This is a genomic window from Myxococcus sp. CA056 (assembly GCF_013336715.1).
Taxonomy (GTDB): Bacteria; Myxococcota; Myxococcia; order Myxococcales; family Myxococcaceae; genus Myxococcus; species Myxococcus llanfairpwllgwyngyllgogerychwyrndrobwllllantysiliogogogochensis.
The window spans coordinates 401628-424730 of sequence record NZ_JABUMT010000005.1; the positions used below are offsets into that span (position 1 = coordinate 401628).

The following is a 23103-nucleotide window of genomic DNA, read 5'->3' on the forward strand; positions in this document are numbered from 1 at the left end:
GCGCACGGGGGGTTGGACGGCACACGGCAGGCGCCCAGCCCTTCGCTGGTTCAGCATCCAGCCCTGGAGGGCTGGAGGATGCTGACTGCTGAACAGTCCGGGGTCGTCGAACGGCGTTTCGGGGTGGCGGGTCGCCCGAGCCAACCGCAGGTTGCGCGCTGTGCCGTCGCGTGCACACCTCCTGGCTCAGGCCTCCCTCGCCTGGGTCTTCACGTTCCCCGGAATCCCCGAATGAGTCCGCCGCAGAACTTCGACACCGGCATCCCCAGCCTCAACGTGCTCCTGGCGGGTGGGTTGCCTCCTCGCCAGTCCATCATCGTCACCGGGACGCCCGGCAGCGGCAAGACGGTGCTGTGCAGCCAGGTGGCCTTCGCGGCCGCGTCGCGGGGCATCCCCGTCGTGGTGGTCACCGTCACTTCCGAGCCTCATGACAAGCTGGTGGATGCGCTGTCCGGCTTCGCCTTCCACAAGCCCGAGGTGCTGGGCGACATGCTGTTCCTCATCAGCGCCTACTCGGCGCTGAAGCGGGGCGCCAAGGAAGCCAGGGACCTGCTCCTCCAGACGGTGCGAGAGCGCGGCGCCCGCCTGCTCTTCATCGACGGCCTGCGCTCCATCCGCGACCTGTGGCAGGACGAGGCGCGGTTGCGCGAGTTCCTCTACGAGCTGGGCCTCGGCCTGGCGGCGCTCAACTGCATTGGCATCTTCACCACGGAGTATCCGCTCCAGCGACTGATGGAACTGCCGGAGGCCACCACCATGGATGGCATCGTGGCGGTGTCCGTCCGGAGCCAGGGCGCGCTCCGCATGCGCCGGGTGGAGGTGGTGAAGCTGCGCGGTCGTCCACACCTGATGGGTGAGCACGTCATGCGCATCACCATGCAGGGCGTGGACTTCCTGCCTCGCCTGGAGGCGACGCTGCCTGCCGTGCCGGAGGCTCCTCTGGACCTCGAACGCAGGGGCTTCGGGCTTCCGGAGCTGGACACCTTGATGTACGGCGGCTTTCCGTCCAACAGCGCCACGTTGATCGCCGGGAGCATGGGCATCGGCAAGACGCTGATGGCGTCGTACTTCGCGCTGGACGGTGCTCGCCGTGGGGAGAAGGCGCTCTTCGTCTCGTTCTTCGACTCACCCGAGCGCGTGCTCGCCCGCGCGCTGCGGGTGGGGCTGGACATGCGGCCCGCGTACGAGTCCGGGATGCTGGAAATCATCAACGAGCTGCCCGCGGAAGCCGAGGCAGACGTCCTTGTCCGCCGCATCCTCCAGCGCATCGAGGAGCGGGGAGTGAAGCGCGTTGTCCTGGATGGGCTGGCGGAGCTGGAGCAGTCCATCATGGAGGGCGAGCGACGCCGCGCCTTCCTGGCATCCCTGTCGTTGCGCCTGCGGCAACTGGGGGTGACGTCGTTGTTCACCCGCGAGGTCTCCAAGGTCGTGGGCACCGAGCTGGATTTCAGCGATTCGCCCGTGGCCATGCTGGCGGAGAACGTGCTGCTCCTGCGCTTCGTGGAGCTGCACGGCCGCCTGCACCGGATCCTCTCCATCCTGAAGATGCGCGACAGCAAGTACGACAGCACCGTGCGCGAGTTCGAGGTGGCCGATACGGGCCTGCGGGTGCTCGCCCCCATGCGTTCCTCTCAGGGATTGCTCACGGGCCAGGCCCGTCCGGTGGGAACCACCATCGGTGGGAGCACGACATGAGCCTGATCCTCATCGCCGAGGACGAAGAGGCGCTCCTGGAAGTGTTCTCCGAGGTGCTCGAGGACCTGGGCCACCGCGTCGTGCGAGCAAGCAATGGCGAGGAGGCCCTGATGCTCGCGCGCACGGAGCCTCCGGATCTGGTCATCAGCGACCACATGATGCCCCGGCGCACGGGGATGCAGTTGTTCTATGCGATGCGCTCGGAGCCCGCCCTGGCGCATGTGCCTTTCGTGCTCCTCAGCGCGGCGCGCCCAACCGGTCGCGAAGAGGCGGAGACGTTCCTGGCCAAGCCGGTGGACCTGGCCACCTTCGAGAAGACCGTCAGCGCCGCGCTGGCCCGTCACGAACGGGCCATTCCGGACACACCTCCGCCTTCGCGCGATTCCGCCACCTCCTTGGGAGCGGCGCGCGAGGAGATGCTCAACTGGGTCGCACATGAGCTGAAGACGCCGCTGAGCTCCGCGCGCCTCAACGTCCAGCTCCTGCTTCGCAAGCTGCTCAAGCGTGGCGCCCCCGAAGACGAGCAACGCTCCGCGGAGTCGGTGATGCGCCAGCTCGACCAGATGAACGGGTTGGTGACCTCCATCCTGGACGCCTCGCGACTGGTGGATGGGAAGCTGGAGCTCCAGCGCGTGCCCGCGCCCCTGGTTCCCTTCCTCCAGGAAGTCATCCAGGACTGGGCCGAGGCCCAGCCGGAGGTGACCTTCCGGCTGGAGGCGCAGGAGCCTCCGGAGCAGGTGTTCTTCGACGCGGAACGGACGCGGCAGATCCTCAACAACCTGCTGTCCAATGCGGTGAAGTATCGCGGCGCCTCTCGCGAGGTGGACATCCGGACGGCGTTGGATCCGGGCGCGGTCCTCATCCATGTGCGAGACAAGGGCGTGGGAATCCCGGCCGCCTCGCTGCCCCACGTCTTCGACCGCTTCCGGAGAGCGGACAGCCAACAGGGGAGGGGCCATGGACTGGGCTTGTTCATCGCCTCGTCGCTCGCCCGGCTTCACGGTGGCTCGCTGGCCGCCCGCTCCCAGATGGGCGAAGGCTCCACCTTCACCCTCCGACTGCCCCTCCGCTCCTGAAGAAGGGGGCCGGGACGCGCTCCCGGCCCTCCTCCCGAGGGCTACTGCTGACGGCCTTCGATGGCGCACATCAGGACCGCCGCGGCGATGCCGAGCCGCCGGTCGAGCAGGTTCCGGTCGTCCATCGAGAAGTCCAGGTCGATCTTCTGGATGAACGGGTTGAAGCGCTGGTGGAAGGCGAGGACCTTCGTCTCGCCCAGCTTCCCGGAGAAGGACTGCGGCACCAGGTTGGTGAGGAAGCGGCGCACCAGCGCCAGCATCATGCTGTCCTCTTCAATCTTCCCCGTCTCCTGGTCGTTCGCGTCCAGCACCAGCCACTGGTCTCGGAGGATGGAGCGCAGGCCCTTGCGGCGCAGCGCGCCCACGCGCTCTCCCGTGGCGGCGTCCGTCACGTCGTACGTCATGCCGAAGTCGAGGATGCCGCGCGCCTTGATGGTGAGCAGCTCCTCACGCATCTCCTCATCTCCGTAGATGCGCAGGTCCTCCTTCAGCTTGAAGGCCTTCATCTTCGAGTAGAACGCGAGGTTGCCCACCTCGTCGTAGATGTGGAAGGCGCCGCCGAACAGCTTGAAGAACTTCCGGCGAATCATGTAGCGCGTCTGACCAAAGCGGCCAGCGGCCAGGGAGCTGGGGGAACGGGTCTGGAGTGCGGATGACATGGCCCCCCCATAGCAAAATCCGCGTCCCGCAGCCGCCCCAAGGGGCAGCCGGTTCCGTGGGCCGGGTCGCGCTCTCCCGGCCAGACTCGGATATGCTCGGGTTGTTACCAGCCCGTGATACAGCGGGGCTTGGATACTCGCCCGTTCAGACGGAGGCATGCTCTTGATCACCTCGATTCCTCGCCGGGTCGTCACCACGACCCAGACGGACGCCACGAAGCCTCTGGCGCCTGAAGCACCGGCGACGCCCCCGGCCCCCGCGCCCTATTTCCAGGACGGCCTGGAGGCTGCCCGGCCCAGCCCCGTGAATCTCACCGGCCTGGGGACGAAGTCGGCGGTCGCGGAGCCGGCGAGCGTGGTGGCCGCTCCGCCTTCCTCGAGCGGCTCGGCGCCCGTCAGTCCGGAGCTGCTGCACCTCGATGCGGGCTGGACGCCCCAGGGCCAGGGCTACGACGCCAAACGCGATGAAGTGCTCACGACGTACTACTCCGACGGGCACGACGTGCTGCTGTCCGTGCAGGACAAGGGCTCGGGCAGCGAGTCGCTCCAGGTGCAGCTCGGTGGGCTCGACCCCAAGCACCCCGAAGAGGGAAAGCCCACGCACGGCGGTGGTGTCTCGACCGACGGCGAGTTCGTCTACGTCTCCGACACCCGGGGCATCTACGTCTACACGCGCGAGGAACTGGAGCGCGCGGCGAAGACGGGGACCGTGGCCCAGGCCTCCCAGGTGATGGAGGTCCCATTCCCCGAGGGAGTGAAGGACCCGGCCACTGGCATGGACCTGGTCTCCGCTGGCAGCTACATGACGGTGAAGGACGGCTACGCGTACATCGGCAGCTACAGCAAGGACGGCGATGGCAAGGCGGGCGCTGTCTGGCGTTACAAGCTCGACGAGGAGACCGGCTCCCTCATCGAGGACTCACGCCAGGGACCCATCCGCGCGCCGGACCGCGCCCAGGGCATGACGGTGGTCGACGGCGCCCTGCTGTTCACCACGGGCGACCAGAAGCTCATCTACCAGCCGTTCGAGGCCAGCGCGGACTCCTTCACGGCGAACATCGATAACCGGGTGGATATCAGCAATGGGCTCATCGACCCCTACGCCCAGGGCGTGAACATCATCGATGGCGAGCTGTGGGTGACGTACGAGAGCGGCTCCGAGAAGTATCGCGACAAGCTCAACCCCAAGTACGAGCCTCGCGAACACATCCAGCGAATCCCGCTGGAGGACCTGGACCTCGCCGCGGCCTGCGTCACTCCGGAGCAGCTCGAAGGCTGAGCCTGCTCAGGCTCCCGTGGCGGGGTGCGACGCGCCACGGGAGTCGGCGCACCCTCCAGGTCAGGGTGTCTTTCGCATCCGGTTCTTTTGAGGGCTGCCCGCCGCCATGGCCTTCGTCACGCGGGAATAGGCAGACACGTAGGGCTGAAGGATGGTGCGCGGCCAGCGCCCTGGAATCCACAGGTAGCTGAAGAGTGGATGTCTTCGCGCGCCTCTCCGCCGCTTCGTCTCGTAGGCGCTGGGCCCGAGCCAGAGCTTCCGGGCGCCCAGCTCGTAGGCCCGGCGCAGCGGCTCATAGAAGCCGAGGTTGAAGTACAGCGGTGTCTCCGACGCACCCGCCTCGGCGCGACCGACGCGGTAGAACCACACCTCGTCGTGCTTCTGCAGCAGCAGGGAGAACCCGATGGGCTCTCCGCCCTGGTAGCCCACCACGGCCTCGGCTTCGGGTGAGACGTGCTGCTCGATGGCGGACCAGAACGCGGGCGGGTGGCGGATGTGCTCGCTGCCGTACTTCGAATACGTCACCTCGTAGAACCGCTCGAGCAACTCGCCCATCTCACCCATGCGCGAGACACGCTCGAAGCTCACGCCCGCGTCTCGAACGTGCGCCATCTCCTTCTTGAGGAACCTCCGCGCGTCGCTCTTGAACTGGCCCAGATAGGCGTCGAGGCTCTCACCCGGCGGCACGTCGATGACGTTGTCGTCGTAGATGAAGACTTCCTGGAAGGACGCTGAGTTGAGCGCCTCTCGGAGCGCCGCATCGTCTCCATCCACTCCGTAGAAGTAGAGGGGGAGTCGCTCACTCGTCGCCAGCTCCCGCAGCCCCTGGAGGATGAGCTCGCGGGCCTGGCGCGCGAGTTCAGGCGACTGGGGCGAGCAGATGATGCCGCTGCGCATGCTGAGGGGGCTGGTGACGAACACGCCTCCATCGATGCCAGCCCCCGTGAGCCGCGCCAGCGAGTGGTAGAGGTCCGCCACCGTGACGGCCACCCGGCTCAGCCCCCCCGCGTTGGCGAAGCCTTTCTTCCAACTGCTGAAGAAGAACTTCTCCAGCGCGTAGGGGGTGTAGATGTTCTGGCTGCGGGTGATGAAACACGGCGCCAGCGCGACGGGGACCTCGCCCTGGCTGACAATGGCATAGCGAAGCGACAGCTCGCCCCGGACCATGAAGGGGAGGTCGACCGCGTCCAGCATCCTGAGCCAGCGCCGGCCGAAGAACACACTCGACTCGGACGTGAGGACGTCCAGCGCCTCATCACTCAGGTGGCGGACGGAGTCATGAAACTTCAGGGTCAGCGTCATGGCCGGAGGGCTTCGGGTGCCAGGATGATTCCGCTCAGCCGTTGAGGAGCTGGACGGGCGGGTTTCGCTTGGGAGAAGCGATGTAGCGCGCGAGGTTGGGGCGCTGTCTCATCCGCTCGAAAAACGAGCGCAGGCGCGGGTAGCTGTTCTCCAGCACCTCCATGAGCCCGTTGTCGACGAGCAGCTCCAGGAAGCCGAAGACGCTGGTGTCCGCCACGCTCACCGCGGTGCCGACGAAGAAGCCCTCGCCGCTGCCGTTGTTCCCAATCACCCGCTCGAAGTGGCCGAGCCACTGGGGCAGCTCCTCGCCCAGGATGATGGGGAGCTGCTCGGACAGGTCGTCCGGGCTGAGCGACGTCAGGCTGCGCGCGCGTGCGGTCACTTCCTCGACGCCTTCGATGATCATGTCGCAGGCGGCGCTCTCACGCGGGTTCGCGCCATAGAGGCCCCGGGTGCGCGCGACGTGACGCAGGATGGCCAGGCTCTGCACGACGCGGAAGCCGTCCGGCTCCTCCCACAAGGGCACCTTGTCGAAGGCCAGCTTTCCGGCGCGCTTCAGCTCCTCGAAGGGAGGCGTCTTCTCCTTCGCCTTCACGTCGAACTTGCCCAGGTCGATGTCCTCGTACTCCGTGCCGGACTCGGCGAGCACCAGGCGGATCTTCTCCGCGACACCTCGACCCGTGAAATACGAAAGACGCGGCAATGATGATGATTGATCGCTCATACAGGGAACGCCGTTGAGAGGGACGGGCTGTATACTAGAGTAGGCGGACAATCCGGAAGGGGCAGACTTCCTTGACCGCTGTACCCGAGCCTCTGGAATCCTCGATGTCCGTTTCACCCTTGCTTGTCCCGCTTGCTCCTGGAATGGCGCTGTGGCCCTGGGCCGCGCTGCGCGGCGCCGGTTTTCCCGCCGAGGATGTGCTCCGGCTCGCGGCACCGAGCGCCGCCGCCGCCGCGGAGGCCTGGCTCAAGACGGGGGCTGAAACACCCGGGGACGCACTGCGTGCCACGTTCGACGCGGATTTGCTGAATATCAGCGCCGCGCTGCGCTCCCTGGCGGGTGAGACGCGACTGCGCGAGGCCCTGCTCTGGCAGAACCGTCACGCGTACAAGACGGGCGTCGAGCCACTCGCGGCGCTGCCCGCCACCGCGCGCAACAGCAAGGCCCGGCAACGCGAGCGGCTGGTCGCTTCCTACGTTCAGCGTTACAGCACCAAGAATGACACCATCGGGTTCTTCGGTCCGGTGGGTTGGGCGCGGCTGACGCAGTCGAGTGACGCCTTGCGTTTGTCGCCGGGGCAGCAACTCGTCTCCCGGCGCGCCGTCTACTTCGAGGCGTGGTGCATGGACACGCTCGGCGCCGCGCTGGTCCAGGACGCCACCCTGCGACGTTGGGCGCCGCCTCGGCTGTTGCCGTATTTCCGCCTGGAGGGCCAGGTGCTGCATGGCCCCATGCCCACGCCCGTGGAGCTGTTGCCGTCGCAGGCGCTGTTGCTCGCGCGGTGTGATGGCACGGTCAGCGCAGTGGCCATCGCGGAGGCGCTCACGCGCGGCGCCGAGCCCTCCTTCGCGAACGTGGACGAGGTCTACGACGCGCTGGACCAGGCGAGCGGGATGGGAGTGCTGGCCTGGGGTTGGGACGTGCCGCTGCTCGTGCGCCCGGAGGTGGTGCTACGCGGCGCGCTGATGGCGATTCCCGATGCGGATGCTCGGGCGCGCGCGCTGGCCCCGCTGGACCGACTGGAGCACGCGCGTGCCGCCGTCGAGGCCGCGGCTGGCTCACCCGAGTCGCTGGACGGAGCGCTCGCGGAGCTGGAGGGCGTGTTCAAGGAAGTGACGGGCGCGCTTCCGACGCGCGCGGCGGGCAAGACGTACGCCTCGCGCACGCTCATCTACGAGGACTGCGTGAGGGACGGCTCGCTGGAGCTGGGGGCTCCGCTGCTCGCGCGACTCGGACCCGTGTTGGAGCTGCTGCTGACGGGGGCTCGCTGGCTGGTGGGCGAGGTGACCCGTCGCACGGGCGTGGGCCTGGAGGCGCTGTTCGACAAGCTGTCCCAGGGAGGAGCGACGGTGGAGCTCACCACGCTCCAGCTCGCCTTCGTCGAGGGCATTCAAGACCCGGCGTCCGCGACGGAGCTGATGCCCATCCACGAGATTGTCACCGAGCACCGTCGTCGCTGGCGTGAGCTCTTCGCCCTCGAACCGGGTGTCCGTCGTCAGACGCGCACCGTCGAGGCACTGCGTCCCCTGGTGCGAGAGAGCTTCGTCACGAGCGGAGCGGGGTGGAAGCGCCGCTGGCATGCGTCGCCGGACGTGATGATCGACGCGGCGAGCGACGAGGCGGTCCGCGCCGGGGACTACCAACTGGTCCTGGGTGAGCTGCACCTGTGCAACAGCATCTCCTCGCTCTTCGTGGAGCAGCACCCCGCGCCCGCGGAGCTCTTCGCGCTCGCGGAGCGGTGTGCCACCGAGGCGGATATCATCCCGGTGTTTCCCAAGTCCGAGTGGAGCCAGCGGACGCTGCCGTGCCTGTTCCCCAGAGGCAGCCTCCACTACCTCTCCGGGCAGGAGCCGTCGCCGAACCCTGGTGCTCGCGCCTTGCGCGTGGGTGACCTGGTGGTGGAGCGCCGCGACGGCGCGCTCGAGGTTGTCGACCGGGTGAGCGGGCGCCGCTTCGGGTTGATGGACTTCCTGGCCGTCTATCTGGAGCACCGCTGCGCGAGCGCCTTCGACCTGGCGCTGGGCGAGGACTACTCGCCGCGACTGACGGTGGATGGTGTCATCGTCGCCCGCGAGCGATGGAGCGTGCCGGCGGCGAGCCTGGGCTTCGCCAGTGTCACGGAGGCGCTGGAGCAGTGGCTCGAGGCCCGGCGCTGGCAGCGCGGACTCGGCATCCCTCGCTTCGCGTTCTTCAAGGTGGAGACGGAGCGCAAGCCCTGCTTCGTGGACTTCGACAGCCCGCTCCTGGTGGAGATGATGGCCAAGCTGGTGCGGCGCGCGCTGGAGGAAGCTCCGTTCTCGCGGGTCAGCTTCTCGGAGATGGTGCCGGACCCGGACCACCTCTGGCTCACGGATGCGGCCCAGCACCGATATACGAGCGAGCTTCGCGTGGTCTGCGAGCTGTCTTGAGCGACTCCCACGCAGTCGACGTGGTTCACCCCTACCCATGAAGGAGCAGTACGGCATGCGCGCGCCCGAGCCGATTCCCGGCGGAACGTTCCCTCCCGACATCAAGGCGTTGCACGGGAGGCTGTCCTCCGCGGCCGCGGAGTTCCTGGACTTCGCCGAGCGCGTCCCGGAGACCTTCGCGCGGCACAGTTTCGCGCCGAGCGAGGCGTCACCGCTCTTTCCCTACCAGCTGCACGCCTGGCCCCTGTTCATCGACGCCACGGCGGTGTTGGCGATGCGGGAGATGGCCACGAAGCTGTGCCGACTCATCAAATGCGCGCCACGGCGACTGCTCGGGGACGCTGGCAGCGCGGCGGCCTGGTACGGGCTCTCCCAGGAGCGCGCCAGCGAGGCGCTGGACTGCCTCGCGCGCACGGACGACGCGCGTGGCGCCATCAGCCGGGGTGACTTCATCCACGATGGCACGTCCCTGAAGTGCCTGGAGTTCAACCTGACGGCGGGGGTCGGCGGCTGGGAGACGGCCTTCCTCGTCCAGCAGGTCATGTCGCAGCCCGTGATGCACCGCTTCGCCACCGAGCAGGGGCTGCGCGTCCGTCAGCCCCATACCCTGCGCGCCTTCTTCGCCAACATCGTGGACTGCGTGCGCCGCGACACCGAGTGGGAGGGCGAGTGCAACATCGCCATCCTCTTCCCCCCGAGCGGACTTCCGGGGCCGGCGCTCGCGGAGCAGGCGTGCCGACTCTTCACCAGCCAGCTCATGGAGATCCTCCGTCCTGAGGGCGCGCGGGGCGAGGTCTTCATGACCACCTACGGCGCGGTGAAGAGCGCCGAGGGACACCGCCTCACCACCCAGGGCAAGCGGCTGCACGCGGTGGTCGAGTACGAGGCCCGGGATCGTCTCCTGATGGCGGGCCCGGAGTTCATCGAAAACGCGCGGGCCGCCACCTCCGCTCGCTCAATCAGCCTCTTCAACGGTCCTGCTCAGGACGTGCTCGACGACAAGCGCAACCTCGCGCTCCTGTCGGAGCGTGTGACGTCCTCCGCGCTGTCCGCCGAGGAGCAGGCGCTGGTGCGCACCCACGTGCCCTGGTCTCGCCGTGTCGAGCGGGCCCACGTCGAGCGCGGGGGAGAGCGCGTCTTCCTTCCGGAGCTGCTGTCCTCCCGGCGCGAGGAGCTGGTGCTCAAGGCGGGGCGGGACTTTGGCGGCGCCTCGGTGTTGCTCGGGGCGTCGACGCCCGCGCCGGCGTGGGACGAAGCCGCGCGCAAGGCGCTCGATGAGGGCGGCTGGGTGGTGCAGGAGCGGGTGCGGTCCGCGCCCTTCCACTACTTGGGACCCGACGGTGGGGTGCTGCCTCACAGCGTCATCTGGGGACTCTTCGTCCTCGGTGAAACCTACGGCGGCCACTCGCTGCGCCTGTGCCCCATGGGAAAGGGCACAGGCGTCGTCAATGTCTCGCAGGGCGCGATGTTCGCCGCCCTCATCGACTTGGAGTGAGCCGCCGGCTCCGCGTCACTGCTCGCGGTACTCGCGACCGAGCGTCTGCTGCTTGCGCATCTTCTTCATCGCGCTCACCGCGATGGAGGGGATGAGCTTGGGGCCGATGCGCGCCAGCATGGACCAGGTCCACCACCAGTAGTTGGTGGCGATGGCGTCCTCCACCGTGTACACGCGGTGCCACCAGCCATAGGGCAGGTAGAGGATCTCCCCGGCCTCCAGGACGAAGTCATAGTCGGGGACCTTGCCCGCGGGCAGCTCATCCGGCTTGCCCCCGTGCGGCGTCAGGTCATGCGCGCTCATCACCGACCAGGGGTGGCTGAGCTTCGCCGGCCGCAGCTCCGCGTCCCGTGACGGCGCGTACAGCTGCCACTGCTTGCGGCCCACCATGACGGCGTGCAGGTTGTGCGCGCGGTCGAAGTGGAGCTGGGTGAAGGTGCCCTTCGGCCCCATGAAGAAGAGCTGCTCGGTGAGGCGCCGCTGCACGGCGTACTCGTCGAAGCGCACGTCGCGGTGCAGGGCGGGGAGGGTGCGGAACAAGTCGTTGCCGATGAGGTAGCCCGGCGTCTCCTCGCCGTCCTTCACCTTCAACGACGCGACGTAGTCGCGCATCGTCATCTTCCGCACGCGGCCCACGCGCTCCACGTCGCCAGCGGGGCGTGCGTTGTAGCGCAGCCACTCCACCGGGACGCTCACGTCGCCGTACTGCTGGATGAACCAGTCGAAGGTCCACCGCTCGGCGGCGGGCCAGCCCTTCATGGCATCCGTGAAGATGATGGGCTTGTTGTTGGCTTCGAGGCCTTCGTAGAAAGCCCGACGGTTGTCGAGCGGCATGCGCTCGGGGACCTGGGGCCCGACATCCTTCTGCACGGTGGCGGTGCTCATGACAGCTCTCCTGGGTGGCGCGTCACGCCGCGTTTTCTTCGGCCTGGGCCTTGGGGCCCTCGCGCGTCAGTCGCTCGAAGTTGTTGTCGATGCCGTGGCGCACGTCCGCCAGCATGTGGATCTCGAACTCCTGGAACGCGAACGACGGCCACGCGCGCAGCAGCGTCAGCAGCGTCTCGTGCGAGTCGGCGTTGATGATACAGAGGCCCATCTTCGGGAGGACGTAGTAGGCACAGTCCATGGTGCCGTCCTGGAGGCGGGCGCCCACCCACTCGCGAACGGAGCGGTTGAGGGCGATGGGGTCCGGGGGCACGGGGCCCGAGGTGCGGTCCTTGACGTAGATGAGGTACTTCATCGGGGCAGCTCCTTTGGGGAGGGTCAGCGGGAAGGCGCGGGCCGCGACTTCGCGAGGCTCCGGCGCATGTTCTGCAACAGGCCGCGAGGCGTCTGCCGCAGGAAGAAGTGGTCGCCCAGGAATGTCTGGGTGAAGAACGTTCCGGAGGTGAGCTGGCGCCAGGCCTCCGTCGCGTCCTCGGGGACGTAGTCGTCGAAGCCTCGGAAGGCGGACAGCGGACAGGCCAGGGCGGGGCCCGGCTTCCACGTGTAGCCCTCGCACACGGCGGTGTCCGCCAGCAGGGTGGTGCGAATCAGCTTCAGCAGCTCTTCCGCCATGTCGCCCGAGACGGAGATGGCCTCGCCCATGCGCCGGGCCTCGGCCGCGTCGATGTCGTGTGTGATCGCCGTGGGCGGGTGGGCCTTCAGCGTCTGGGGCGCGCGGTAGCTGGCGACGAAGAGGTGCAACGGCGTGGGGAGCCCCCGCTCGCGCAGCGCCCGCGTCAGCTCGTACGCGAGCAGCGCGCCCATGCTGTGACCGAACAGGGCGAAGGGCTTGTCCCCGTGGCGCGCCACCACGTCCACCAGGAAGTCGACGACTCGCGGCAGCTCACGCAGGGGCGGCTCACGCAGCCGGTTCTCCCGGCCGGGGAGCTGCACCGGGCACACCTCGATGTCCTGTCCCAGCTCCGCCTGCCAGGTGCGGAACAGCGACGCGCTGCCGCCCGCGTGGGGCAGGCAGAACACCCTCACCCAGGCGCTCGGCTGCGGGACGTGGAAGGCCAGCCACTCCGCCGCGGCCAGGGCGGGGGAGGGCGACACCGGGGATGTCATGAGAGCACCTCGCGCCGGGCGACAGGGGCCTCGGCCTGCCGGGCGGGCATGTCGATCAGCTTCTGGTACACGACGCGGTTGGCGGCCACCATGCGCGGCAGGCCGAAGAGCTCCACCACGCGCTGCTGTCCGGCGAGGCCCATGCTCCGAGCGCGCTGGCGGTCCTCCAGCAAGTGGAGCTGCGCGTTGGCGAGCGCCTCGATATCCACCTCGCGCGGGCCTCCTGGCGCGCCGGGCAGCACCGGGACGAGCATGCCCGTCTTCTCGTGCTCGACGATCTCCGCCGGGCCTCCAGACCTCGTCGCCACGAGCGGGAGCCCGGAGGCCATGGCCTCGATGGCCGTGTAGCCGAAGGGTTCGTACAGCGAGGGCACCAGCGCCAGGTCCGAGATTCGGTGCAGCAGTCCGAGCTGGCGACGCGGCAACTTGCCCAGCAGCTTGATGCGGTGGCGCAGGTGCGCGTAGCGCTGGGTCAGCCCTTGCACCATCTGCGTGGACTCGCGCGAGTCGGTGCCGCCCGCCAGGAGGAAGCGCACCTCTGGACGTTTGGCGAGCACGCGCTCGGCGGCGGCGAAGATGGCGGTGATGCCCTTCTGCGGATGGAGCCGGCCCGTGTAGAGGACGACCGGGTCATCGGGCGTGGCCACCGTGGCGCGCAGCCGCGCGTACTGCTCGGGAGTGTGCGAGGGCTCCAGGAAGGGCCCCGCCTCCATGCCGCAGTGGATGGTGTGCAGCAGCGACGCCGACAGCCCGTAGGTCTCCCGGATGAGCTCGCTCATGGACTCACTCACCGAGATGACCGGCGTCGTGCCGTCGTAGAAGCTGCGCTCCTCCTCGAGGATCTCCGGGTCGGGCGTCTGGCCCCACCAGCGCTCGGCGGGCTCGGAGATGTAGTGGCTGGTGCCCAGCACGGGCACGCCGGCCTCGCGGCCGAGCACCCGCGCGGCGCGGTGTGTGTGCCACTGGTGGAAGTGGATGAGGTCCGGCTGCTCCTCGCGGATGCGCTCGCGGCCGTGGTGGACCAGGTCCTCGTTGAAGAGGCGGATGCCACGCACCAGCGAGAGCTGCGCCGCTTGCGAGAGGCTGCCCCGGCTTGGCGGGACCAGGTGCACGGTGAGGTTGGGCTCGCGAAGCACGGCCGGCTCGCCCGGGGTGTACGCCACGACGGTGACCTTGCACCCGCCACGGGCCAGCCCGCGGGCCAGTTCGTAGACGTAGGTGCCCACGCCTCCGGCCACGTTCGGGGTGTACTCCATGGCCAGGATGAGGGCCTTCAGGGGTGCGGAGTTGGGAGATGCCATCGGCTGTTTCTCGAAAGGGGTGGGAGCGCGGCTAGCGACTGGCCGCGACCTCTTCGGGGGTGAGCTCCGCCAGCATCTTCAGCAGGGCCTCGACTTCCGGATCATCATGGCCGGGGCTCTTGCGCTGCTCGGCCACCAACGCCGCGAGGCGGGCGACCGTCGGTGCCTCGAACAGGGACTGCAGTGGCACCGTGAAGCCGAAGGTGTCCCGCAGGCGACCCACCACCGTGGTGGCCAGCAGCGAGTGCCCCCCGAGCGCGAAGAAGTCGTCGTTGAGGCCCACCGGCCGCACGCCCAGCACGTCCTCCCAGATGCGCGCCACCGTCCGCGCGTCGTCCGTGTCGGGTGACACGTACTCCGTGGACAGCGCGGGGCGCGAGTAGCCCGCGGACGCCGCCTCTTCATACTCCCGGGCCTCGAGCGTGCGCTCCGGTGCTGGAGCGGAAGCCAGCGCGCGGTGTCCATCCGGGGAGACCCAGTAGCGCTTGCGCTCGAAGGGATACGTGGGCAGCGGGACGCGCAGTCGTCGCTCCCCTCCGTGGAAGGCCTCCCAGTCCACGTCCACGCCCGAAAGCCACAGCTGCCCCAGCGCGCCGAGCAGCACGGCCGTATCCGGCTGCCGCGTGTCCGGGTGGCGCAGTGCGGTCATCGTGGTGGGCGCCTGCGGGAGCGCGCCGGGCTGGGCGGCGAAGGTGGACAGCGTGCGTCCGGGACCGACCTCCAGCAGCACCTGCGCGGGCCGCAGCAGCGAGAGCCCCGCCGCGAAGCGCACCGGCTGGCGCAGATGGCGGGCCCAGTACGCCGGGTCCGTCGCCTCGGCGGCCGTCACCCAGGTGCCCGTGACGTTGGAGAGGTAGGGCAGTTGGGGCGCGGACAGCTTGACCCGCCGCACGCGCTCGGTGAACGGCGCGAGGATGGGGTCCATCATCGCGGAGTGGAACGCGTGCGAGGTGTGCAGCTTGCGAGCCTGCACGCCGCGCTCCTCGAGCCGGGCCCGCAGTGCTTCCACCGCGTCGTCGGGTCCGGCGACCACCGTCAGCGAAGGCGCGTTCACCGCGGCCACGGACACGCGCGCGTCCAGCAGCGGCGTCAGCTCCGCATGCGGCAGCGCGACGGAGAGCATGGCCCCCGACGGCAGCTCCTGCATGAGCTTGCCGCGCGCGGCCACCAGGGCCAGCGCATCCGGCAGGCTGAAGACGCCCGCGAGGCACGCGGCCACGTACTCACCGATGCTGTGGCCAATCATCGCCTCGGGCTGAACGCCCCAGCTCATCCATAGCCGGGCGAGCGCGTACTCGATGGTGAAGAGGGCGGGCTGTGCCAGTCGCGTCTGCTGCAACTGGCGCTGGGCCTCCTCCGCGCGGTTCGCCGCGGGGAAGAGGACCTCGCGCAGGTCCTGGCCCAGGTGTGGCGTGAGCCGGGTGGCGCAGTCGTCCACTACCGCGCGGAAGGCGCGCTCGCTCTCGTAGAGGCCCTGGGCCATTCCCGCGTACTGCGCGCCCTGGCCGGGGAACATGAAGACCGTGGAGCGGCCCGTACGCTCCTCGGCGGCGGACAACTGCCGCGCGGTGTCTCCCAGCGCCGTGAGCGCGTCCTCACGTCCCTGACACACGATGGCGCGGCGATGCGCGTGGCGACGCCTGCCGACCTGGAGGCTGTACGCCGCGTCCGCGGGCTCCAGGCCCGGGTTCGCGCGAAGGTGCTCCGCCAGCCGCTGGGTCTGCGCGGCGAGCGCGGCGGGCGTGCGAGCCGACAGGAGCAGGAGTTGCTGCGCGCGGGCGGCCCGGACAGGGGCTCGCGTCGGCGGCTCCTCGAGGATGACGTGGGCGTTGGTGCCACCCATGCCGAAGCTGCTCACGCCAGCGCGCCGGGGCCCGTGGGCGGAGGCCTTCCACTCGCGCAGCGTGGTGTTGACGTAGAAGGGGCTCTCGTCCCAGGGGATGTTGGGGTTGGGCGTCTCGAAGTTGAGGCTGGGCGGCAGCTTGCGGTGCTTGAGCGCCAGCGCCGTCTTGATGAGGCCCGCCACGCCCGCCGCCGCGTCCAGGTGGCCCACGTTGGGCTTGAGCGAGCCGATGGCGCACGTGCGCGGCCCCGCCGCCTCGTCACCGAAGGCCCGCGTCAACGCCTGCACCTCGATGGGGTCTCCCAACGCCGTGCCGGTGCCGTGCGCCTCCACGTAGCCGATGCTCGCGGCGGACACGCCCGCGCTGCCCAGGGCCTCGGAGATGACGGCGGCCTGTCCCTCGACGCCCGGCGCGGTGTAGCCCACGCGCGCGGCGCCGTCGTTGTTCACCGCGGAGCCCTTGATGACGGCGTAGATGTGACTGCCATCCGCGAGCGCGTCCTCCAGCCGCTTGAGCGCCACCACTCCCGCGCCGCTGCCGAAGACGATGCCCTTCGCCTGCGCGTCGAACGAGCGACAGCGCCCATCCGGCGAGAGGATGCCACCTTCCACGTAGCGATAGCCGCCCTGGAGCTGGAGGTTGATGGACACGCCTCCCGCGAGCGCGACGTCACACTCCTGGTTGAGCAGGCTCTGGCAGGCGACGTGGACCGCGACGAGCGACGTGGAGCACGCGCTCTCCACGTTGAAGCTGGGGCCGCGAAGGTCCAGCTTGTAGGAGACGCGCGTGGTGAGGAAGCTGCCCGCGTTGCCCAGGTTGAGCTGGAGCGGGTCCGCGGTGCGAAGGAGCTCCGCGTTCCCCATCAGGTTGAGCAACAGATACGTGCTCAGGGCCTGGCCACCGAAGACGCCCACCAGCACGTCCTGGGGCGGCGCTCCCTGGCCCGCGTCCTCCAGTGCCTCCAGCGCGCACTCCAGGAACAGGCGCTGCTGCGGGTCCATCACCTCCGCCTCGCGCGGCGTGTAGCCGAAGAAGGCCGCGTCGAAGCCCGCCACGTCCTCCAGTCGCGAGGCCACCTTGATGAAGTGGGGATCCGCGAGCACCTCCGGGGGCAGGCCGGCCTTCAGCACCGCGTCGTCCGACAGAGGCTCGATGGCCTCCACGCCGTCGCACAGGTTGCGCCACAGCTCATCCAGGCCGCGTGCGCCCGGGAAGCGCCCGGCCATCCCGGTGATTGCGATCTCCATGCCCGTGTTGCCTTCCGACACGCTGGTTCCTCCCCCTCAATTGCCGGACTGGCGGCGCTGCTGGATTTGCTCCCGGCGCCGCGCTCCTCGGCTCCTCCGGTCGCTGGTGGTCGTCGTCGGCGCCGGGTCCTGTCCGCGCGTCAGGAGCCGCGCCATGGCGCTCAGGGTGGGGTTCTCGAAGAGCGCCACCACGGGCACGTCCGTGCCGAAGCGGCGCTTCACCTCGTTGATGACCTTCAGGCCAATCAGCGAGTTGCCACCCAGCTCGAAGAAGTTCTCGTGCAGCGACACGCTCTCCACACCCAGGAAGCGCCGCCAGATGTCCGCCAGCTCGCGCTCCGCGTCGTCCATGTTCGTGGGCGCAGCGCGCTCTCCCTTGGGCGCGTCGTCCGTCTCCACCGGGCCCATCAGGTCCTGGAGGAAGCTGGCGCTGCGGGCCATGGCCGCGCGCAGGTCCTGCGTGGACACCACGACGTGCGTGGGCATCTGCGCGAGCACGCGCTCGAACACGTCCACGCCCTCGGTGGGGGACAGGGCGTGGGTGAGCATCGCCTCGCGCAGCGCGTCTGCCCCGCCGGGAATCTGGGTGGTGACGGCCTGGCCCACCTCGCGCCACGTGTCCCAGCCCAGGGAGATGACCGGCAGGCTCCCCGTCGCCGAGGCCTGATAGGCGAAGGCATCCTGGAAGGCGCACGCCGCGCAGTGGTCGATCTGCCCGGGCTCGGCGGTGAAGGCCGTGCGGGACGAGCAGAGCAGGAGGAAGTCGAGGGGCATGCCCTTCAACAGCTCGTGCAGGACCCACGTGCCTCGCACCTTCGGACGGAGGACATTTTCCACCGCCTTCCGGGTTCGAAGCTGCGCGAGCCCACCCGCGGGCACACCCGCGGCATGGATGACGCCATGCGGATCGCCAAAAGTCTCACGCGTGCGGCGCATCACCTCCGCCATCTGCCCCGCGTCGCCCACGTCCGCCTGGAGTACCAGGACCTCGGACCCGAGTGACTCCAACACGAGGACCCGGCGAATCCGCTGGCTCACCACGTCCTGCTCATCGTGTGCGCCCAGCCACGCATCCCAGTGGCTTCGTTCCGGCATCGCGCGGTGACCCACCAGCACCAGCCGGGCCTGCACCCTGCGCGCGAGAGACTCCGCCAGCACCAGGCCGATTCCGCCCAGGCCACCGGTGATGAGGTACGTGCCCCGAGGCCGCAGCCGCGTCGGCGCGCCCGTCTCCGGAGGCGTCAGGTGCGCGGGCTCCAGGGACTGCTCCCAGCGGTGGGCGCCTCTCAGCGCGACCGCGCCGTTGGAGGACGCCGCGGTGACCTCGCCCGCCAGTCGTGCCGCCAACGCCAGCAGCTCCGTCGGACTTTCGGGCAGCTCCACATCGAGCGTCCGACACGTGAGGCCCGGCACCTCATGGGGCAGCACGCGACATGCGCCGAGCAGCGTGGCCTTCTCCGAGGCGAGTGACTCGTGGCCGGTGACGGACTGCACTCCAGTGGAGACCACCGTGAGGTGTACCGACCCGGACGAACCCTGGCCTCCCAGCGCCTGCGCCAGGAAGAGCAGGCTGAAGAAGCCCGTGTCCTGGGCGCGCTCCACGCCTTCCAGGCCCGCGCCCGTCGCATCCACGCTCCACAGGTGGACGATGCGGTCGGGTCGCGGCCCGTCCTCGGTGAGCGCGGCCAGCAGCGTCGCGTAATTCTCCGCGCGGCCCGGGTTCACCTCGAAGTCTCCGTCCTCCAGCCGGCGGAAGTCAGGCCCGGACTTCACGCGGGTGACCCGGCCGCCGGTCTCCATGAGCCGCGCCGCCAGCGCGTCACCCAGCCCCCGCTCGTCGACGAAGACGAGCCAGTGACCCAGGGTGGCCGCGGGCACTCGCGGGGCGAGCGTCCGCTTCCACGACGGCAGGTAGTACCAGTCGGAGGCGTCCTTGCGCCGGGCGAGCGAGGCCTCTCCGCCCACGATGGCGCCCACCAGCTTCGGGTCCAACCAGTGCCGCTTGCGCTCGAAGGGGTAGGTGGGGAGCACCACGCGCCGCCGCTTCTCTCCGGCGTACAGGCGCTTCCAGTCCACCGGCACGCCGGCCATCCAGAGCCGCCCCAGCGTGGTGAGCACGAAACGCACGTCGGAGCCCGGCTCGCGAGGAGCACGCATCGACGTGAGCACGACGGTGGACTGGTCGCGAGCCACCTGGAGCCGCGCGAGCGAGCCCAGCGTCCGGCCGGGGCCCACCTCCAACAGCACGCGCGAGGTGTCCTCCATCAGGCAGCGCAGGCCGGGGCCAAAGCGCACCGTCTGCCGGAGGTGCCGCACCCAGTAGCGCGGGTCCGTGGCCTCCTCCTCCGTCACCCACGTCCCCGTTACACCGGACACGAAGGGCAGCTTGGGGGTCTGCAACTTCAGCCGGCTCACGAAGGCGGAGAACGCCGGCAGGATGGAGTCGATGATGTGCGAGTGCGCGGCCACGTCGATGTGGACCCGACGGTGCTCGATGCCACGCGCCGCCAGCTCCGTCGAAAGCGCGTCCACGGCGGCGGTGTCTCCGGCCACCACGCACTGAGTGGGTCCATTGACGGCGGCCAGCGACAGCCGCTCGCTCAGCAGCGGCAGCAGTTCCTCCTCGGACAGGGCCACGCTCACCATGGCGCCCGAGGGGAGCTGCTCGAAGAGGCGACCCCGCTCGGTCACCAGGGCGAGCGCATCCTCCAGCGAGAAGACACCCGCGAGGCAGGCGGCGACGTACTCGCCCATGCTGTGGCCAATCATCGCCTCGGGCTGGATGCCCCAGGACTCCCACAGCTTCGCGAGCGCGTACTCCACGGTGAAGAGCGCGGGCAGGCCCACGGACGGGCGAGGCAGGGGCGCCGAGGCGTCCGCGTCTCCAGGCGGGTAGAGCACCGCGCGCAGCGACGGGCCTCCCCGGCGCGACAGCAGGGCGGCGCACGCGTCGAACGCCTCGCGAAAGGCGGGCTCCGTCTCGTACAGCTCCTGCCCCATGCGCACGTGCTGGGCCCCGCCACCGGGGAAGAGGAACACGACGGGACGTCCACCGTCCTTCGCCATGCCGGTGAACACGCGCTCCGGTGCCCCATCGGTCAGCACGGTGGCCGCGTCCTGGCCGTCCTCGCAAATCACCACGCGCCGATGGGCGAAGGCCTTTCGGCCGATCTGGAGGGTGTAGGCCACGTCCGCCAGTTCCTGCTCCGGATGCGCCGCCAGGTGCGCGCCGAGGTTGTGGCTGAGCGTGTCCAGCGCGCCCGGCTTCTTCGCGGAGAGGGCCACCAGCTTCCACGGCCGGGTGGGGCCGGAAGGCGCGGGAGGAGGAGGCGCTTCCAGCAGCGCGTGGGCGTTGGTGCCGCCAATGCCAAAGGAACTCACGCCCGCGTGGCGCCGGTGGCCATGGGGCTGCCAGTCCTTCAGCGTGGCGTTCACATAGAAGGGGCTCCGGGCCCAGTCGATGTTGGGGTTGGGCGTCCGGCAGTGCAGGGTGGGAGGGATCTGCCCGTGCTCCACCGCGAGCGTCGCCTTGATGAGGCCGGCCACGCCCGCCGCCGCGTCCAGGTGGCCGATGTTCGACTTGACCGAGCCCAGCGCGCAGAAGCTGGTGGCCTCGGTGCCCGCGCGGAAGGCGCTCGTCAGCGCGGAGACCTCCACCGGATCTCCCAGCAGCGTGCCGGTGCCGTGCGTCTCCACGAAGCCCACTTTGTCCGGCGTCACGCCCGCCAGCGCATGGGTGCGGGCAATGACCTCCGCCTGCCCCTCGGAACTGGGGGCGGTGTAGCCGAGCTTCGAGGCGCCGTCGTTGTTGACGGCCGTGGCGCGGATGACGGCGTGGATGTGGCTGCCGTCCGCCAGCGCGTCCTCCAGCCGCTTGAGCACCACCACGCCCACGCCACTGCCGAAGAGCGTTCCCTGGGCCTCGGCATCGAAGGGGCGACAGTGCCCGTCCGGCGACGCGATGCCACCGGGCTGGTGCACGTAGCCGGTGCGCTGGGGCATGTCCACGGACACGCCCCCCGCGAGCGCCACGTCACACTGGAAGCCGAGCAGCGCCTGACAGGCCAGGTGGGTTGCGACCAGCGAGGTGGAACATCCCGTCTGCACGTCGAGGCTCGGACCCTTGAGGTCCATGTGGTACGCGAGCCGCGTGGCGAGGAAGTCCTTGTCGTTGCCAATCATCACCTGGAAGCTGTCGCCTGAATCGAGCAGCTCCGGGTGCGTGTGCAGGTTGAAGAGCAGGTAGGTGCTCAGGCTCGTTCCCGCGAAGACGCCCACCGAGCGCGACTCCGTGTCCAGCCCGTGGCCCGCGTGCTCCATCGCTTCCCAGGCGCACTCCAGGAAGATGCGGTGCTGCGGGTCCATCAACGCCGCCTCACGCGGCGAGTAGCCGAAGAAGCCCGCGTCGAAGGCATCCACCTGCTCCAGCACCGCCCCGGCCTTCACGAAGCCCGGCTGCCTCAGTCGCTCTTCGGGGACACCCCGCGCGCGCAGCTCGTCGTCCGTGAAGAAGCGGATGCCCTCCACGCCGTCGCGGAGGTTGCGCCAGTAGGCTTCCACGTCCGGAGAGCCCGGGAAGCGGCCGGCCATGCCGACAATGGCAATGGCCAGTGCATCGCCGTCATTCAGGTTGTCTTCGCTCATGGCGGTCGAAGCACTCACAGGCAGGAGGAGAATCAGGGGGAGGCGTGTCTGGAACGTACGAACGGTCCGCACATACGGTTTCAAGGCGGAGGAACGTCCGTGACGAATGTGCTGGAGCCGTCGCCCGCGGCGGTCCCCCGGCCGCCGCGAGTCACCCGAGGCCGCGAATCAGCTCGCGGTGCGGGCGGTGGGTAGGGCTTCGTCGCGCGTGTTCGTGAGCGAGAACGCGTCGGCGAGCAATTCGTAGGACCGCAGCCGGGCGCGGTGGTCGTGGACGATGGTCGTGATGAGCAGCTCGTCCGCCTGGAACTCCTCGGCCATGCCCAGCAGCTGCTCCTTCACCTGGGCCGGAGCTCCGCAGACGACGCGCTTGCGGTCGAACTCGAGCGTGGCCTGGTCCTCGGGCGTATAGGCGTAGGCCTCCGCCTCCTCGATGGAGGGAATGGGCTCTTCGTTGCGGCCCCGGCGGGTGTTGATGGTCAGCAGGTCGCTGCTGCGGGCTATCCGCCGAGCTTCCTGCTCCGTCGGTGCACAGATGACATACACACTGACGGAGGAACGAGGCGCCGATTGCACGTGAGAGGGCTGGAACCGCGCGCGGTAGCCGCGCGTCACCGGACCGCCGTGAATCGGATTGAAGAAGTGGGCGAAGCAGAAGGAGATTCCCAGCCGCGCGGCGAGCACGGAGCTCTGCTCACCCGAGCCCAGCGCCCACAGCTGCGGCATCCCCGGCGCCATCGTCCGCAACCCCAGCCCCTGGAACTCCGCCGTCGCGGGCGTGCTCCCCGAGATGAAGGCGATGAGGTCCTCGAGCTTCGTCGGGAAGCTCTCGTTGCTCGCGGGGACGCCGTACGCCAGCGCCTTGGCCACCAGGTCCGCGCTGCCAGACGTCCGCCCGATGCCCAGGTCGATGCGACCCGGGTGGAGCGCTTCCAACAGCCGGAAGACCTCGGCGACCTTGAAGGGGCTGTAGTTCGTCAGCAGCACACCGCCCGTGCCTACACGGATGCGCGACGTCGCCGCCGCGACATGCGCCACCATGATTTCGGGAGCGACACCGGCGAAGTGTCCGGAGCCGTGGTGCTCCGCGACCCAGAAACGGTGATAGCCGAGCTGCTCCGCCGCACGGGCCAGCTCCACCGTGTTCTGGAATGCCTCACGTGTCGTGCTGCCTCGGGCGACGATGGAATGGTCAAGGACACTGAGCTTCACGGCGAGCGCTTCTCCCGGGGCAAGTGACACCCTCGGCCGTGGACGACACGGGCCGGGGCGTCGAGTTGACCGCGTTTCGTTGGGGGTCGTTACTATAATAGCACCGTCAGCCGTGAGAAATGAGGCTTGGCTGATTTTGTTTGAACTCCGAGAAAATGTGACAGG

The 23103-nt window shown here is 69.3% G+C and carries 15 protein-coding genes; 5 read left to right on the forward strand and 10 right to left on the reverse strand.

Annotated elements, in window-relative coordinates; genetic code table 11:
• Positions 1–231 precede the first annotated feature (231 nt).
• Both HUA76_RS23820 and HUA76_RS23825 read left to right on the forward strand, forming a co-directional pair.
• Complete coding sequence (locus HUA76_RS23820) at positions 232–1695, forward strand: ATPase domain-containing protein (RefSeq protein WP_174455405.1); 1464 nt, start codon at positions 232–234, stop codon at positions 1693–1695.
• Positions 1692–2771, forward strand: coding sequence for a hybrid sensor histidine kinase/response regulator (locus tag HUA76_RS23825; RefSeq protein WP_174462162.1), 1080 nt, complete (start codon positions 1692–1694; stop codon positions 2769–2771). The genes HUA76_RS23820 and HUA76_RS23825 overlap by 4 nt, the downstream gene beginning before the upstream one ends.
• Before the next feature lie 41 nt (positions 2772–2812).
• On the opposite strand, the gene HUA76_RS23830 is transcribed toward HUA76_RS23825, so the two are convergent.
• On the reverse strand, positions 2813–3430 hold the full coding sequence (locus tag HUA76_RS23830; protein ID WP_141640640.1) for a hypothetical protein: 618 nt from the start codon (positions 3428–3430) through the stop codon (positions 2813–2815).
• A 157-nt stretch (positions 3431–3587) separates the two neighbouring features.
• Between HUA76_RS23830 and HUA76_RS23835 the strand changes: the two genes are divergently transcribed.
• A complete protein-coding gene (locus tag HUA76_RS23835) occupies positions 3588–4709 on the forward strand; it encodes a hypothetical protein (RefSeq protein ID WP_254614423.1) in 1122 nt (373 codons plus the stop codon).
• 60 nt (positions 4710–4769) lie between these two features.
• On the opposite strand, the gene HUA76_RS23840 is transcribed toward HUA76_RS23835, so the two are convergent.
• Both HUA76_RS23840 and HUA76_RS23845 read right to left on the reverse strand, forming a co-directional pair.
• Positions 4770–6011 carry a GNAT family N-acetyltransferase gene (locus HUA76_RS23840; RefSeq protein WP_174462163.1) on the reverse strand — a complete coding sequence of 414 codons (1242 nt, stop codon included), beginning with the start codon at positions 6009–6011 and terminating at the stop codon, positions 4770–4772.
• 34 nt (positions 6012–6045) lie between these two features.
• Complete coding sequence (locus HUA76_RS23845) at positions 6046–6735, reverse strand: glutathione S-transferase (protein ID WP_141640642.1); 690 nt, start codon at positions 6733–6735, stop codon at positions 6046–6048.
• Between the two features lie 104 nt (positions 6736–6839).
• On the opposite strand from HUA76_RS23845, the gene HUA76_RS23850 reads away from it, so the two are divergent.
• Together HUA76_RS23850 and HUA76_RS23855 are read left to right on the forward strand one after the other, a co-directional pair.
• The gene (locus HUA76_RS23850; protein ID WP_254614424.1) at positions 6840–9143 is read left to right on the forward strand and encodes a lantibiotic dehydratase; all 2304 of its coding nucleotides are present in this window, start codon (positions 6840–6842) and stop codon (positions 9141–9143) included.
• A 37-nt stretch (positions 9144–9180) separates the two neighbouring features.
• A complete protein-coding gene (locus HUA76_RS23855; RefSeq protein WP_254614425.1) occupies positions 9181–10638 on the forward strand; it encodes a hypothetical protein in 1458 nt (485 codons plus the stop codon).
• 15 nt (positions 10639–10653) lie between these two features.
• On the opposite strand, the gene HUA76_RS23860 is transcribed toward HUA76_RS23855, so the two are convergent.
• The 7 genes from HUA76_RS23860 to HUA76_RS23890 form a co-directional block, all read right to left on the reverse strand.
• On the reverse strand, positions 10654–11523 hold the full coding sequence (locus HUA76_RS23860; RefSeq protein ID WP_141640643.1) for a cupin-like domain-containing protein: 870 nt from the start codon (positions 11521–11523) through the stop codon (positions 10654–10656).
• Positions 11524–11545: 22 nt separating this feature from the next.
• Positions 11546–11878: a hypothetical protein gene (locus HUA76_RS23865; protein WP_141640644.1), complete on the reverse strand. Its 333-nt coding sequence runs from the start codon at positions 11876–11878 to the stop codon at positions 11546–11548.
• Positions 11879–11901: 23 nt separating this feature from the next.
• The gene (locus tag HUA76_RS23870) at positions 11902–12690 is read right to left on the reverse strand and encodes a thioesterase II family protein (RefSeq protein WP_141640645.1); all 789 of its coding nucleotides are present in this window, start codon (positions 12688–12690) and stop codon (positions 11902–11904) included.
• On the reverse strand, positions 12687–13991 hold the full coding sequence (locus tag HUA76_RS23875) for a glycosyltransferase family 4 protein (protein ID WP_141640646.1): 1305 nt from the start codon (positions 13989–13991) through the stop codon (positions 12687–12689). Before HUA76_RS23875 ends, HUA76_RS23870 begins: the two co-directional genes overlap by 4 nt.
• Positions 13992–14022: 31 nt before the next feature.
• Positions 14023–17103, reverse strand: coding sequence for a type I polyketide synthase (locus tag HUA76_RS23880; RefSeq protein ID WP_371823512.1), 3081 nt, complete (start codon positions 17101–17103; stop codon positions 14023–14025).
• Between the two features lie 15 nt (positions 17104–17118).
• Complete coding sequence (locus HUA76_RS23885; RefSeq protein WP_174462165.1) at positions 17119–21726, reverse strand: type I polyketide synthase; 4608 nt, start codon at positions 21724–21726, stop codon at positions 17119–17121.
• A 168-nt stretch (positions 21727–21894) separates the two neighbouring features.
• The gene (locus HUA76_RS23890; RefSeq protein WP_141640648.1) at positions 21895–22938 is read right to left on the reverse strand and encodes an LLM class flavin-dependent oxidoreductase; all 1044 of its coding nucleotides are present in this window, start codon (positions 22936–22938) and stop codon (positions 21895–21897) included.
• Between the last annotated feature and the right edge of the window lie 165 nt (positions 22939–23103).

Coding starts and splice junctions, on each gene's coding strand:
- HUA76_RS23820 (WP_174455405.1), top strand. CDS start 232: ATGAGTCCGCCGCAGAACTTCGACACCGGCATCCCCAGCCTCAACGTG.
- HUA76_RS23825 (WP_174462162.1), top strand. CDS start 1,692: ATGAGCCTGATCCTCATCGCCGAGGACGAAGAGGCGCTCCTGGAAGTG.
- HUA76_RS23830 (WP_141640640.1), bottom strand. CDS start 3,430: ATGTCATCCGCACTCCAGACCCGTTCCCCCAGCTCCCTGGCCGCTGGC.
- HUA76_RS23835 (WP_254614423.1), top strand. CDS start 3,588: ATGCTCTTGATCACCTCGATTCCTCGCCGGGTCGTCACCACGACCCAG.
- HUA76_RS23840 (WP_174462163.1), bottom strand. CDS start 6,011: ATGACGCTGACCCTGAAGTTTCATGACTCCGTCCGCCACCTGAGTGAT.
- HUA76_RS23845 (WP_141640642.1), bottom strand. CDS start 6,735: ATGAGCGATCAATCATCATCATTGCCGCGTCTTTCGTATTTCACGGGT.
- HUA76_RS23850 (WP_254614424.1), top strand. CDS start 6,840: ATGTCCGTTTCACCCTTGCTTGTCCCGCTTGCTCCTGGAATGGCGCTG.
- HUA76_RS23855 (WP_254614425.1), top strand. CDS start 9,181: ATGAAGGAGCAGTACGGCATGCGCGCGCCCGAGCCGATTCCCGGCGGA.
- HUA76_RS23860 (WP_141640643.1), bottom strand. CDS start 11,523: ATGAGCACCGCCACCGTGCAGAAGGATGTCGGGCCCCAGGTCCCCGAG.
- HUA76_RS23865 (WP_141640644.1), bottom strand. CDS start 11,878: ATGAAGTACCTCATCTACGTCAAGGACCGCACCTCGGGCCCCGTGCCC.
- HUA76_RS23870 (WP_141640645.1), bottom strand. CDS start 12,690: ATGACATCCCCGGTGTCGCCCTCCCCCGCCCTGGCCGCGGCGGAGTGG.
- HUA76_RS23875 (WP_141640646.1), bottom strand. CDS start 13,991: ATGGCATCTCCCAACTCCGCACCCCTGAAGGCCCTCATCCTGGCCATG.
- HUA76_RS23885 (WP_174462165.1), bottom strand. CDS start 21,726: ATGAGCGAAGACAACCTGAATGACGGCGATGCACTGGCCATTGCCATT.